The 14,085-nt window shown below is 68.9% G+C and carries 11 protein-coding genes; 7 read left to right on the forward strand and 4 right to left on the reverse strand.

All coding sequences use genetic code 11. The annotated features are described in order from the left end of the window. Window positions 1-69: 69 nt before the first annotated feature. Complete coding sequence (locus CL52_RS13325; RefSeq protein ID WP_043221207.1) at window positions 70-633, reverse strand: GNAT family N-acetyltransferase; 564 nt, start codon at window positions 631-633, stop codon at window positions 70-72. 229 nt (window positions 634-862) lie between these two features. Here CL52_RS13325 and CL52_RS13330 point away from each other — a divergent pair, with 229 nt between their 5' ends. Together CL52_RS13330 and CL52_RS13335 are read left to right on the forward strand one after the other, a co-directional pair. Next, a complete protein-coding gene (locus tag CL52_RS13330; protein WP_043221209.1) occupies window positions 863-4,324 on the forward strand; it encodes a hybrid sensor histidine kinase/response regulator in 3,462 nt (1,153 codons plus the stop codon). Window positions 4,325-4,388: 64 nt separating this feature from the next. Then, a complete protein-coding gene (locus CL52_RS13335) occupies window positions 4,389-5,633 on the forward strand; it encodes an MgtC/SapB family protein (RefSeq protein WP_043223183.1) in 1,245 nt (414 codons plus the stop codon). A 10-nt stretch (window positions 5,634-5,643) separates the two neighbouring features. Here CL52_RS13335 and CL52_RS13340 read toward each other — a convergent pair whose 3' ends face one another. Continuing rightward, window positions 5,644-7,131 carry a DNA recombination protein RmuC gene (locus tag CL52_RS13340; RefSeq protein ID WP_041106556.1) on the reverse strand — a complete coding sequence of 496 codons (1,488 nt, stop codon included), beginning with the start codon at window positions 7,129-7,131 and terminating at the stop codon, window positions 5,644-5,646. Window positions 7,132-7,182: 51 nt separating this feature from the next. Next, window positions 7,183-7,599, reverse strand: a complete 417-nt coding sequence (locus CL52_RS13345) for a tetratricopeptide repeat protein (RefSeq protein ID WP_224110161.1) — start codon at window positions 7,597-7,599, stop codon at window positions 7,183-7,185. Between the two features lie 489 nt (window positions 7,600-8,088). Between CL52_RS13345 and CL52_RS13350 the strand changes: the two genes are divergently transcribed. From CL52_RS13350 to CL52_RS13370, 5 genes are all read left to right on the forward strand, one after another. Further along, entirely contained in the window at window positions 8,089-10,641 is a 2,553-nt protein-coding gene (locus CL52_RS13350; protein WP_043221211.1) for an intermembrane phospholipid transport YdbH family protein, read from the forward strand. Window positions 10,642-10,660: 19 nt separating this feature from the next. Beyond that, complete coding sequence (locus CL52_RS13355) at window positions 10,661-10,852, forward strand: YnbE family lipoprotein (protein ID WP_041106562.1); 192 nt, start codon at window positions 10,661-10,663, stop codon at window positions 10,850-10,852. 9 nt (window positions 10,853-10,861) lie between these two features. Beyond that, window positions 10,862-11,203, forward strand: coding sequence for a YdbL family probable chaperone protein (locus tag CL52_RS13360; RefSeq protein WP_041106564.1), 342 nt, complete (start codon window positions 10,862-10,864; stop codon window positions 11,201-11,203). Between the two features lie 63 nt (window positions 11,204-11,266). Beyond that, window positions 11,267-11,866, forward strand: coding sequence for an eCIS core domain-containing protein (locus CL52_RS13365; protein ID WP_043223185.1), 600 nt, complete (start codon window positions 11,267-11,269; stop codon window positions 11,864-11,866). Between the two features lie 14 nt (window positions 11,867-11,880). After that, window positions 11,881-13,764 (forward strand): metallophosphoesterase family protein, encoded by a 1,884-nt coding sequence (locus CL52_RS13370; RefSeq protein WP_043223188.1) that lies wholly within the window; start codon window positions 11,881-11,883, stop codon window positions 13,762-13,764. Between the two features lie 7 nt (window positions 13,765-13,771). Here CL52_RS13370 and CL52_RS13375 read toward each other — a convergent pair whose 3' ends face one another. Then, window positions 13,772-14,083 (reverse strand): hypothetical protein, encoded by a 312-nt coding sequence (locus CL52_RS13375; protein WP_041106566.1) that lies wholly within the window; start codon window positions 14,081-14,083, stop codon window positions 13,772-13,774. Between the last annotated feature and the right edge of the window lie 2 nt (window positions 14,084-14,085).

A 14,085-nucleotide genomic window follows, 5' to 3' on the forward strand; every position in this document is an offset into this window, starting at 1 on the left:
ACGCGCAAACCGCCAACCTTAACCGAAGTCATCGTTTTCGGCGATGCGCATGACAGCCTGATGTCGGCCTCAGCCGGCAGCGAGCAGGCGTTCGCGAATGGCCGGCCAGTCCTCGTCGGTGATGCTGTAGAGCAAGGTGTCGTCGAGGCGCCCGTCCGCCAGCCGGCGGTGATTGCGCAGCCGGCCTTCGGGCTGCGCACCAAGTTTCTCGATGGCGCGCTGCGAGCGCAGATTGCCCGCCGCCGTTTTCAACTGCAGACGCACCAGCCGCCACTCCTCGAAGGCATGGCGCAGCAACAGGAACTTCACCGACGCATTCAGGCCGGTGCCATGCTCGGCCTGGTCCAGCCAGGTCCAGCCCAGCTCAGCGGCCGGCAGCCCGGGCAGGAAATCGGCAAAACGCGTCGTGCCCACGACCCTGTCGGCCAGGCGCAGGGTAAAGGCGACCGCGCGGCCGTCGCGCTGGTCGGCCAGCGCCTGCCGATACCAGTCCGGGCGCAACGGCCCGTTCATGTACACCAGCTGCTCGCGGTTGCGCTCGGCGAGCGCCGCCAGCACGGGAATGTCCGCCTCCGCCAGGGGGTCGAGGCGCAGGGCGCCACGCTGCAGGGTGACGGGGCTCGGTACGAACATATCGATCTCCAACAGAATCCGGGTGGCGATGATGCCCTATCGCCCGGCTGCAAGGGTGATGGCAGAGCCGCTGGCCCTACATCCGACCTTGGTCGCAGCCATGGCCAAGCCCGGTCGATTGCTGCCAAACTGCGCCGATTCTCTTCTTTCACACGTCAGTCGCGCGCTGCGGAACCTCGCCCGGGGATCCGGCGCATGGCTGTCGACACTGCTTTCGCTCGGAGTTTGCATGACCCTGTCCGGCGGGCTGATCGCGGCGGTCGCCCTCATCTATATGGCCATCCTCTTCGCCATCGCCTTCTACGGCGATCGCAGCGGGGAGATGTCGCCGCGCCTGCGCGCCTGGGTCTACAGCCTGTCGCTGGCGGTGTGGTGTACCAGCTGGACCTTCTTCGGTTCGGTCGGCCAGGCCGCCGAGCAGCTCTGGGCCTTCGTGCCCATCTACCTGGGGCCGATCCTGCTGATGCTGTTCGCCCCGCACGTCATCCAGAAGATGATCGTCATCAGCAAGCAGGAGCACATTACCTCGATCGCCGACTTCATTGCCGCACGCTACGGCAAGTCGCAGCTGCTCGCCGTGGTCGTCACGGTCATCTGCCTGGTCGGCGTACTGCCCTACATCGCACTGCAGCTCAAGGGGATCGTGCTGGGCGTCAACCTGCTGATCGGCACCAACGTCGACGCCACCGGCACCGGCACGCGGGATACCGCGCTGATCGTCTCGATGGTGCTGGCGCTGTTCACCATCCTGTTCGGCACGCGCAACCTGGACGTCACCGAGCACCACCGCGGCATGGTCCTGGCGATCGCCTTCGAATCGCTGATCAAGCTGCTGGCCTTTCTCGCCGTCGGAGCCTTCGTCACCTTCGGGCTGTACGACGGCTTTGGCGACCTGTTCAACCAGGCGCACGATTCGCCGGAGCTCGCCTCATTCTGGGCGGAAACGGTGAACTGGCCGTCGATGCTGGTGCAGACAGTCGTCGCGATGTTGGCGCTGGTCTGCCTGCCACGGCAGTTCCACGTTGCCGTGGTGGAAAACAACGAGCCCCGCGACTTCCGCCTGGCGCGCTGGGTGTTTCCGCTGTACCTGGTGCTCGCCGCGGTCTTCGTGGTGCCGATCGCCCTGGCCGGACAGATGCTGCTGCCGGCCGGCATCACGCCCGATTCCTTCGTCATCAGCCTGCCGCTGGCCGAAACGCACCCCTGGCTCGCCCTGCTGGCGTTCATCGGCGGCGCCTCGGCCGCCACCGGCATGGTCATCGTCGCCAGCGTCGCGCTCTCGACCATGGTCTCCAACGACATGCTGCTGCCCTGGCTGCTGCGGCGGCAGGAAACGGAGCAGCCGTTCGAGGCCTTTCGCCACTGGATGCTCTCGGTGCGGCGCATCAGCATCATCGTCATTCTCCTGCTCGCCTACGTCAGCTATCGGCTGCTGGGCTCGACCACCAGCCTGGCGACCATCGGCCAGATCGCCTTTGCCGCGATCACCCAGCTGGCCCCGGCGATGATCGGCGCGCTCTACTGGAAGCAGGCCAACCGGCGCGGCGTGTTCGCCGGCCTCGCCGCCGGTGCGGCGATCTGGTTCTACACGCTGATCCTGCCGGTGCTGGGCTGGCCGCTGGAGATGTTCCCGGGTCTGGACTGGATGTACCGTGGCGGCCCCGGGTTCGGCATCAGCGGGCTGACGCTCGGGGTCACGCTGTCGCTGATGGGCAACGCGACGCTGTTCTTCTGGGTCTCGATCCTGACCCAGACCCGTGTCGCCGAGCACTGGCAGGCCAGCCGTTTCATCGGCCAGGAAATCACCCCGAGCACCAGCACCCGGCGCCTGCTCGCCGTGCACGTCGAGGACCTGCTCTCGCTGGCCTCGCGCTTCGTCGGTGCCGAGCGCGCCGAGCAGAGTTTCCACCGCTTCGCCCGCCGTCATGGCCAGGAGTTCTCCCTGCGCCAGCAAGCCGACGGCCAGTGGATCGCGCATACCGAACGCCTGCTGGCCGGGGTGCTCGGCGCCTCCTCGACCCGCGCGGTGGTCAAGGCCGCGCTGGAAGGGCGCGACATGCAGGTCGACGACGTGGTGCGCATCGTCGGCGAGGCCAGTGAGGTCCTGCAGTTCAACCGCGCGCTGTTGCAGGGCGCGATCGAGAACATCACCCAGGGCATCAGCGTGGTCGATCAGTCGCTGCGCCTGGTGGCCTGGAACCGCCGCTACCTGGAATTGTTCGACTACCCCGACGGGCTGGTCTACATCGGCCGGCCGATCGCCGACATCATCCGCTACAACGCCGAGCGCGGCCTCTGCGGCCCGGGCGACCCGGACACCCACGTCGCCAAGCGGCTGTACTGGATGCGCCAGGGCCGCGCGCACACGTCCGAACGGCTGTTCCCCAACGGCCGCGTGGTCGAACTGATCGGCAACCCCATGCCCGGCGGCGGCTTCGTCATGAGCTTCAGTGACATCACCGCCTACCGCGAGGCCGAACGCGCGCTGAAGGATGCCAACGAAGGCCTCGAGCAACGCGTCAGCGAGCGGACCCAGGAGCTGTCGCAGCTCAACCAGGCGCTGATCGAGGCCAAGAGCACCGCCGAGGCGGCCAACCAGTCCAAGACGCGCTTCCTCGCCGCGGTCAGCCACGACCTCATGCAGCCGCTCAACGCGGCGCGCCTGTTCTCCGCCGCCCTCTCCCACCAGCTGGACACGCTGCCTGCCGAGGCACGCGACCTGGTGCGGCATCTGGACAGCTCACTGCGTTCGGCCGAAGACCTGATCACCGACCTGCTGGATATCTCGCGTCTGGAGAGCGGTCGCGTCACGCCGGATCGCAACCCCTTCGCGCTTTCAGCGCTGTTCGAGACGCTCGGTACCGAGTTCACCGCCCTGGCCCGCGAACAGGGCGTGGACTTCCGCGTGCACGGCAGCACGCTGCGCGTGGACAGCGACGTTCGCCTGCTGCGACGGGTGCTGCAGAACTTCCTCACCAACGCCTTCCGCTATGCCAAGGGCCGCGTGGTCCTCGGTGCGCGCCGCCAGGGCAATGCGCTGCGCCTGGAGGTGTGGGACCGTGGCCCGGGCATCCCGCAGGACAAGCTCAAGGTCATCTTCGAGGAGTTCAAGCGCCTGGACAGCCACCAGACCCGCGCCGAGAAGGGCCTGGGCCTGGGCCTGGCGATCGCCGACGGCCTCTGCCACGTGCTTGGACACAAGCTCGAGGTGCGCTCCTGGCTCGGCAAGGGCAGCGTGTTCAGCGTGACCGTGCCGATTGCCCCGGCCGCGCCGACGCGCAAGACGCCAGCCCCTCGCGAGACGTCGCACAGCGCCCTGACCGGCACCCAGGTACTGTGCATCGACAACGAGGACAGCATTCTCATTGGCATGAACAGCCTGCTGTCGCGCTGGGGCTGCCAGGTCTGGACCGCGCGCGACCGTACCGAATGCCAGGCCCTGCTCGCCGAAGACGTGCGTCCCCAGCTGGTACTGGTCGACTACCACCTCGACGACGGCCACACCGGCACCGAGTTGATGGGCTGGCTGCGCAGCCGGCTCGGCGAACCGGTGCCAGGCGTGGTGATCAGCGCCGATGCGCGCCCCGAACTGGTCGCCGAAATCCATGCGGCCGGCCTCGACTTCCTGCCCAAGCCGGTCAAGCCGGCGGCCCTGCGCGCCCTGATGAGCCGCCATCTGACGCTGCGCTAGCCGCGCCCGTCCGCGGCGGCGGCGCTACACTGATGGCCCAATGCTGCTGTCGCCAAGGCTGCCCATGACCCAGGAACTGCTGCTCAACCTTGCCACCGCCCTGGGCCTCGGCCTGCTGATCGGCGCCGAGCGGGGCTGGAGCGGACGCCACGAGGTGGCCCCCGAGCTGGTCGCCGGTATCCGCACCTTCGGCCTGGCCGGCCTGTTCGGCGGCCTGGCGACGCTGGCCGCCAGCCACTTCGGCGTAGCCGCCTGGATCGCCCTGTTCGTGCTCCTGGCGCTACTGGTGATTGCCGGCTACCTGATCGATGCCCGCGGCGGCGATCACGGCATGACCAGCGAGGTCGCCCTGCTCCTGACCTTTGTGCTCGGCAGCCTGGCCGTCGCCGAGAGCCGCCTGCTGGCCGGCGGCTGCGCCATCGTCGTGGCCCTGCTGCTCAGCCTGAAGGGCCAGCTGCACGGCGCCCTGCAGCGCCTCAGCCAGGCCGAGCTGAGCGGCGCGCTGAAGCTGCTGTTCATCTCGGTGGTGCTGCTGCCGGCGCTGCCCAACGAAGGCTACGGCCCGTGGCAGGCGATCAATCCCTACACGACCTGGCTGATGGTGGTGCTGATCGCCGGCATCGGCTTTGCGGCCTATGCGGCGATCCGCCTGCTGGGTACGCGCCACGGCCTGCTGGTCACCGCCCTGCTCGGCGGCATGGTCTCGTCGACGGCGATGACGCTGACCCTCGCGCGGCTGGACGCCACGCGGTTGCGGGCCGCGCTGGCTGCCGGCCTGCTGGCGACCTCGGCGCTGATGTTTCCGCGCGTGCTGCTGGAAGTCGGCGTGGTCAATCCGGCCCTGCTCGACCGCCTGCTGCTGCCGGTACTGACGGCCGCCGCGGTCTACGCCGCTGGCGCGCTGTTCTTCTATTTGCGCGCGGCAGAGCAGCCGGACGAAGCCACCGAACCACCGCTGAAGAACCCGTTCGAGCTCCTGCCGGCGTTGCGCTTCGCCGCGCTGCTGGTCGGCATCCTGCTGCTGGTCGAGGGCGCCCGTCACTGGCTGGGCGACATGGGCGTCTATCTGGTGTCGCTGATCTCCGGCCTGACCGACGTCGACGCGATCACCCTGTCACTGTCGCGCAGCGCCAACGACGGGCTGGCGGCACCGATCGCCGTTCGCGGCATCTTCATCGCCGTGGTCAGCAACAGCCTGGTCAAGGCGGCGCTGATCGCCGTCATTGGCGGCCGCGCACTGGCACTGCGCACCGCGCCGGTGATGCTGGGCGGCCTGCTGGCAGGCGCATTCGCCCTGCAGTTCGCCTAACCGCACACCGCTACAGGTCGACCTGCGGCAGATCGACCGGCTCCGCCTCGCTGACCCCGGCCCGCTCCAGCCAGTCGGCTGGCAGCCGCTTGCTCGCCCGCGCGCCGAGCTGGCGCAACTGTTCACTGCGCCCCACCAGGTTGCCGCGCCCGTCGACAAGCTTGTTGCGCGCCGCCTGGTAAGCCTTGTCCAGCTGCTGCAGCCGGCCACCCACTTCGTCGAGGTCCTGCAGGAAGGCGACGAACTTGTCGTACAGGGCGCCGGCGCGCTCGGCGATCTCGCGCGCGTTCTGGCTCTGCCGCTCCTGTCGCCAGAGGCTGTCGATGACCCGCAGCGTGGCCAGCAACGTGGTCGGGCTGACGATCACCACATGGCGCCCGAAAGCCTCCTGGAACAACTCCGGGTCGGCCTGCAGGGCTGCCGCGAACGCTGCCTCCACCGGCACGAACAGCAACACGAAATCCAGGCTCTGCAGGCCCTCGAGGCGCTGATAGTCCTTGGCGGAAAGGCCCTTGAGGTGGTTGCGCAGTGACAGCACGTGCTGTTTGAGCGCCGTCGAGCGACTGTTTTCGTCCGGGGCGCTGAGCAAGGCCTGATAGGCGGTGAGGCTGACCTTGGCGTCGACCACAACCTGACGCTCTCCGGGCAGGCGGATCAACACGTCCGGCTGGAAGCGCTGCCCGTCGGCGCTTTTCAGGCTGACCTGGGTCTGGTATTCGCGGCCCTTCTCCAGCCCGGCGTGCTCGAGGACCCGCTCGAGCACCAGCTCGCCCCAGTTGCCCTGGGTCTTCTGCCCCTGCAGCGCGCGGGTCAGGTTGGTCGCCTCATCGCCCAGCCGCTGGTTGAGCTGCTGCAGGCGTTCCAGCTCCCGCGCCAGCGAGAAGCGCTCGCGCGCCTCGCTCTGGTAGCTCTCCTCGACGCGTTTCTCGAAGGCCTGGATGCGCTCCTTCAAGGGGTCGAGCAGTTGCCCGAGACGTTCCTGGCTGGTTTCGGCGAAGCGCTGCTCACGCTCATCGAAGATGCGCCCGGCCAGCTCGGCGAACTGCGCACGCAACTCGTCACGCGCCTGCTGCAGATCCTGCAGGCGCTGCTGGTGGGCGCTCTGCTGCTCGCGCAGTTCAGCCTGTGCGGCGGCATGCTCGGCCCCGAGCCGGCGCAGCTCGGCCTGCCACTGCTCGCGCTCGGACTCGAGTTCCACGATGCAGTCGCGGTCCTCGCCGCGCTGGGCCTGCAACAGCTGCGCCTCGCGCCGGGCGGCGGCCAGCTCGGCCTGCTGGGCAGCCTTCAGTTCATTGAGTTCGGTGAGTTCGTGCCGCGCGGCATCCAGCTGCGCACCCAGTCCCTGTTCGGCCAGGCTGGCCTGGGCCAGGCGCTCCTGCAGCAATGTCTGCTCGATCTGTTGACGGCTGAGGCGCGCGCGCAGCTGCACGCAGAACCCGGCCAGCAGCGCGCAGCTCAGGCCGAGCGCAGCGGAGAGATATAGAGGTTCGAAAGGCATCGGCGGCTCCGGCGAGAGTGCCGGGCAGTATAACGAGGCGCCGCCGCCAGGTCAGACCCGCTGCGCGAACCGCTCGAGCAACTGGCGGGCTTCGTCGGAGCCCTGGGCAGCCGCCTGCTCCAGCCAGTGCCGCGCCTTGCCCGGCTCGTTGTGCTGAGGTTGTGCATACAGCCGGCCAAGCTCCAGCTGCGCATGGCAGTCGCCAGCGCGGGCGGCCTGACGCAGCAGCTCCAGGCCGATGCGGCGATCGCGGTTGCCGTCGCAGTCGCGGCACAGCAGACGCCCGAGGCGCGACTGCGCCACCACCACCCCGTCGCGAGCCGGCTGCTTGAGCAGGCGTCCGGCGATGCGCTTGATGCCATCGGCCTGACCGAGGCGCGGGCTGTCCAGCAGCCACATCGCCATGCGCAGGCGCGGTGTGTAGGAAACGGTAGCGGTGGAAGCCGTAAAGGAAGTACGAGTTCTCATGTCTCAGGGAGGCAAGTACGTGAGGGCGCGCACTTTACTCCTTTTTTCGTGGAGTAAAAGTCTTGTCAAAAGCGCTCGATGACGATCTAGCCGGGGCACGAAATTTCATCCACAGAAGCTGTGGATAACTCCGTGGACAAAGTGCAGACAAATCGCCCCAGGCCCGGTGTTATCTGGCTTGCGGTTAAACTGACGCTTTTTTCACCAGAAGAAAAAAGTCTTTATTTTCAATAGCTTAAGCTAGAGCCCAGCAACCATGCGGGTTTGCGGGGTGCACGGATAGGCGCTTGACAAAGCCGCCCCGAAAATGTGCACAAGTGATGGCGCTCTGGTACGAAAGGCTCTATCCAGGTGCCTGCGCGACGCTTCGTCGCGCCCCTCTCGGAACTTTCCAGAAGGCCGAATGTCTCGTCAGGTCTGGCTTAGCGGGGCTCGGCCGATGCTTCGCTGCGGGCTTATGCTGTGCGCTCCTCGCCTCTGGAGAACGGCATGACCCGCGCTCGGCGCCTGCTGCTTGTCTGCGCATCCCTGATCGGCCTGCTGATCATTGCCGCTATCGCCCTGACCGCGGCCTGGCACGACTTCAGGCAGGCCCAGGGCATCGAGCAGCTCGACTGGCAGGGCCTGCATCTGGGCCCGTCGGGCCTGCGGCTGACGAGGTTGCAGCTGGTGCAGCGCGATCCGTCAGGACGGCTGCTGAAGCTGGACGCCCAGGATCTGCGCCTTGGCCTCGCCGACTGGCGCCCGCACAGGTTGCAAATCGCGCAACTGGCACTCGACTGGCAGCCCGCAAGCAGCGCCCTGCAGCCGAGCGGCGGGCTGCCTGACCTTTCCGACGAGCGGTTACGCGCGCTCGCAAGCTGGCTGCCGAGGCAAGTAGAGATCGCCAGCCTGCAGCTGGAGTTGCCCTGCGCCAGTGGCCGCTGCGAGGAACGGGGGGCATTGCAGCTCAGGCGAGCGGGTGCCGCACTGCTGCCGGCGAGCGGCAGCCTGACGCTCTATCCACAAGCGGTTCCAGGTACGCACCGCCTGCAGCTGCAGGTCGACGCGCGAGCGCAGGGGGCGGCGCTGCTGCTGGAACTCGGCGTCCTGCTCGACGATACCCAGCGGCTGTCACTGCAGAATCGGCTGCAACCAAGCGACGGGCAGCTCGCCTGGGATGGCGCCGCCTCGCTCGGCCAGTTGCCAGAGGCCGAATGGCTGCTGCCCTGGCTCTGCCGCTGGGCCGAATGCCAGGCGCAGGGCCGCCTCGACCTGCCTGGCGAAATGCATCTGGGGGCGGCCTGGGCCCTGCGCCTGCCCGATCCACGGCTGTTCGAGCAGCTGCCGGGCTGGCAATCGGCAACCGGCGACCTGCGTCTGTCGGCGGACCTGCCGGGCTACTGGCCGCTGCCCGCGCTGGGGCAACTGCGCGGGCGTCTCCACCTCGCCGCCAGCGGCCAGGACGGCCGCTGGCGGCCGCAGAGCCTGACCGCCGATCTCGAACTGCGACCAGCCGCGGCACTGCTCGCCGATATCCCGCCCGCGCTGCGCCCGGAGGCTCTGCAGCTCTCGCTCGAGCCACGCGCCCCAACAGACGAGGCCCTTGGCTTCTACCTCAAGCTGTCTACCAGCGGAGGCCCGGCGCTGTCCGTCGAAGGCAACCTTCAGCTAGGCCTCGGCGAACTACCGCACCTGACCTTCGACGCGCTGCAGACACGGCTGCGCAGCGCTTCATTAAGCGAAGCTGGCCTGCAAGCCCACGACCTGCGTGTACAGGCCACGCTGCGCGGCCGGGTGAGCGCCGACGCCGCAGAGCTGACCCTGAGCGCCGCGCAGGTCTCGGCGCAGCGCATCGCCAGCGAAGCGGGCACTGCCCTCGACCTGCAGGCGAAGCTCGACGGCCTGGCTGTGAGCCTGGCCCGTCAGGCGAACGGCTTTACCTATCACGCCAGCGGCCCCCTGATCCTGAGCACGCGGCAACTGCAGCATCCCAGCCTGCGCCTACTGGACTGGCGCCTGCGCGGCCGGCTCGAAGCCGAACCGCAGCGCCTTGCGCTCAGCGGCGAGCTCGGCAACGGCGCAGGCCTCTCGCTGAACCTGGCGGCTCGCCGCAGCGACGCAACGCTGACCGCCGACATCGGCCTGCCAGCGCTGTTCTTTCGTGCGGGTAATCCTCTGGCCGGCACCCTGGCCGACTGGCCGGCGACACTGGAGATCAGCAGCGGCCGCCTGCAGGGCGAAGCACAATGGCAGCTACCTGCGAGCGGCGCGCAGCGGGCCACGCTGACGCTGCGTGGCAAGGGCCTGGCCGGGATCGTCGACACCGCCGAGTTCAGCGGGCTCGATGCCGTGGCGAACGTCGAGCTGAAAGGCGCGCGGCTACGCGTGGCACTGCCCACGCTAAGCGTGCAGACGCTAAACCCTGGCGTGCCGATCGGCCCGCTGCAGGTCACCGGCCGCTACGAAGGGGAACTCGCCAAGCCGGCACAAGGGCGCCTGAGCTGGACCAAGGCGCAGGCGGGCGTGCTCGGTGGGCGTCTCTGGCTCGAGCCGGGCAGCCTGACGCTCGGCGAACCGGCGCAAGCGCTCGACCTGCGCCTGCAGGGGCTGGAGATCGCCGAACTGCTGCGCGCCTACCCGGCCGAAGGGCTGGCCGGCAGCGGCACGCTCGACGGCCGCTTCGATGCCCGCTACCGCCCCGAGGGGCTGAGCATCGAGCAAGGCAGCCTCACCGCGCGCACGCCCGGCGGCGTGCTGCGCTTCCGCTCGGCGCGGCTGGAGGCCCTAGCGGCGGCGAACCCGGCGATGAAGCTAGTCACCGAGGCGCTGCATGACTTTCACTACAGCCTGCTGACCAGCGACGTCCGCTATGATGAAACGGGCAAGCTGCAGCTCGGGCTGCGCATCGAGGGTCGCAACCCGGCGCTCGAGGGCGGCCGGCCGATCAACTTCACGATCAGCCTCGAGGAAGATATCCCCGCCCTGCTGACCAGCCTGCAACTGAGCGATCGCGTCAGCGAAACCATCCAGCGCCGGGTGCAGCAACGCCTGCAGCGCTGACCGGAACAGGAGAACCGCCATGCGGTTGCGTCACATGCCGCCCCTCTTGCTGCTCGCCCTGCTGGCCGGCGCCTGCACCCCGCGCGTCGAGCTGGCGGTGCCCAACGAGCCGATCAACATCAACCTCAACGTGAAGATCGAGCACGAGATCTACATCAAGGTCGATCGCCAGCTCGACTCGATCATCAACGAAGACAGCGGACTGTTCTGAAGGAGCGCCATGAAACGCCATCTCAAGCTCGCCGGCCTGCTGCTGGCCCTGATCGCCCTGCCCGCCGCGGCGATGACCCTCAACGAAGCCATGGCCGCGCTCGGCCAGGCCAAAGCCAGCGGCCAGCTCGGCGAGCGCCCTGACGGCTATCTCGGCGTGGTGCAGTCCAGCGGCCATGCCGAGGAGATCGCCAGCCAGATCAATCAGGCGCGCCGCGCCGAATATCACCGCGTCGCGCAGCAGAACGGCATCGCTGTCAGTGATGTCGAAGCCATCGCCGGCAAGAAGGCCATCGAAAAAACCCCGCGCGGCCAGCTCGTACTGATCAACGGCAGCTGGGTGAAGAAATAGGCGGTCCGAGCGGGCCCGGCCGGCGCTAGAATCAGCCGCCCCGAGCCCATGCCTGCCAGCCTCATGCCTGCCCTTCGCATTCGCCACCTGCTCTGCTCACTGCTGCTCGCCGCCTGCATCCCGCCGGTGCAGGCGCAGCCCTGCCCGCAGGGCCAGCAGCAGGTCTGCGTGGTCGCCTGCTTCTGCGCCCCGGCCAGTGCCGGCGGCGGCCAGGACTACGAGCGCTTCAGCCGCATGACCGCCTTTGCCCTGCAGAACTGGCTGCAATATTCGCGCGACAGCGCCCTGGCCGCAGGGGTACAGCCAATGCCGCTGCAGATTCGCGCCCAGCTCGAACCCTGGTTCGACCTTGGCGTGCTCGATGCCGCGCGCTACCGGGTCGGCGATCCGAGCACCCTGGCGGCGGCCGACGCCATGCTGCAGAACCCCGACGTCAACGCGGTCACGCTGGTCGACGTGATCGTCTTCCGCCACGCCGCCGATGCCGAGGACAACGCCGCGCTCTGGGCCCACGAGCTCAAGCACGTCGAGCAGTACCAGCAGTGGGGCGTCGCCGAGTTCGCCTGGCGCTATACCCAGGACTACCGCGCCGTGGAAGCGCCGGCCTATGCCCTCGAGCGCGAGGTGAGCCAGGCCCTGAAGGCCGCGGAGGCGGCGCCGTGAGCGCCCTGCCGGCGGTGCTCGCCGGGCCGATCCTGCGCCGCCTCGAGCCCGGGCGCCTGCGGCTCTGGCTGGTCGGCAGTCGCCCGCTGCCGCTGACCCTGCACCTGGCCCCCGAGGGCGAGGCCGAGCGCCGTATTCCCCTCGACGAGTCCGCCTGCCGGCGCCTGCGCCTGGGCGAGCACGCCTGGCTGCACCTGATCGACGTGGCGCTCGCCGCGGCGCTGCCGCGCGAATGCACCATCGCCTACGACCTGACCCTCGACGACGAAGCCGACGCCGGCATCGCCAGTTGGGCACCGCACCTGCTCTACCCCGGCACGAATCGGCCGGGTTTTGTCCTGCGCGCGCGCTTCGACGACCTGCTGCATGGTTCCTGCCGCAAACCGCACCACGCCTCGGCCGACGGCCTGACTTGCGTCGATGCCCTGCTCGAGGCCGCCTCGGCGCCCGCCGAGCGCCCTGCCGCGTTGCTGCTCACCGGCGACCAGATCTACGCCGACGATGTCGCCGGGCCGATGCTGGTGGCCATCCACGCACTGATCCGCCGGCTCGGGCTCTATGGCGAATGCCTGGAGGGCGCGGTGGTCGCCGACAGCGAGGCGCTGCTGACGCACCCGGCAACCTACTACCGGCGCGAGGAGCTGCTGCCGGCGTTCAAGTCCAACGAGGCGTTGCGCGAGCGTTTCTTCGGCGGCGTCGACAAGCCGATCTTCACCACCGCCAGCGCGCACAACCATTTGGTCACGCTGGCCGAAATGCTGGCGATGTACCTCCTGGTCTGGTCGCCGCAGCCATGGACGCTGATCGCCCCAGAGCCACCGGCGCTGGATAGCGAGAATGCCGCGCGCTACGCCCGCGAGGCCGACGCGATCGCCGCGTTCGTCGAGAGCCTGCCGCGCGTCGCACGCGCCCTGGCGCACCTGCCGACGCTGATGATCTTCGACGACCACGACATCACCGACGACTGGAACCTCTCGGCGCGCTGGGAGGAGATCGCCTATGGCCACCCCTTCTCGCGGCGCATCATCGGCAATGCGCTGCTCGCCTACCTGCTGTGCCAGGCCTGGGGCAACGCGCCGGAGGCGCTCGCCGCACCGCTGGACCGCGTCGCCGCGCTGCTGCATGGCGCCCGCGCCGGCATGCTCGACTGCGCAGGGCACGACGCCGCGGTCGCTGCCGTGCTCGAGGTCGAGGACTGGGGCTACACGCTGGCGACCACCCCGGTGCTGGTGGTGCTCGACACACGCACCCGCCGCTGGCGCAGCGAACGCCACCTCAGCCGCCCATCCGGGCTGATGGACTGGGAGGCGCTCACCGACTTCCAGCAGCAGCTGCTCGGCCACGACGCGGTGGTGATCGTCTCGCCGGCGCCGATGTTCGGCGTCAAGCTGATCGAAGCGGTGCAGCGCCTGTTCAGCTGGGCCGGCCACGCGCTGCTGGTCGACGCGGAGAACTGGATGGCGCACCGCGGCGCCGCGCAGGTGATGCTCAACATCTTCCGCCACACGCGCACGCCGGCGAACTACGTGATCCTCTCCGGCGATGTGCACTACTCGTTCGTCTACCGCGTGGTGATTCGCGGCCGGCGCGGCGGCCCGCAGCTCTGGCAGATCACCAGCAGTGGCATCAAGAACGAATTTCCGCGACGCCTACTCGACCTGTTCGACCGCCTCAACCGCTGGCTCTACGCGCCGCGCTCGCCGCTGAACTGGCTGACCAAGCGCCGCCGCGTGCGGGTCGAGCCCTGGGTGCCGGACCGCCGCAGCGCCGGCGAACGCCTCTGGAACGGCGCCGGCATCGGCCGCGTGCGCCTGGACGAGAGCGGCCGGCCGCAGTCGATCGAGCAGCTCAACGCCGACGGCTCGCCGGACGTGCGGTTCCAGCCCGAGCGCGATTGAGGGGCCCCTAAAGCCGCTCCACCCGCTGCGCGCGCAACAGCAGCGACTCCTGCTCGAAGCGCCGCTCCAGCTCGCCGCGATAGCGCTGCCACCAGTCGCGCTCCAGGCGCGCGGCCATCACCTCATAGATCACCGAGTCATCGTGGTTCGGCGGCGCTTGCGGGTCTTCCTGCCAGTAGCCGCTGGCCGGCGCCCGGGTGTAGGCGGTGAGCCCGCCGAAGCGCTCGATCAGCTCGTCGCGGACCTGGCGAAACAGCGCACGCGGCAGCGCCTGGCCGTCGTTGCGGTAGAGCGGCAGGAGGATCTGGATCAGGTACATGC

The organism is Stutzerimonas balearica DSM 6083 (assembly GCF_000818015.1).
GTDB classification, from domain to species: domain Bacteria; phylum Pseudomonadota; class Gammaproteobacteria; order Pseudomonadales; family Pseudomonadaceae; genus Stutzerimonas; species Stutzerimonas balearica.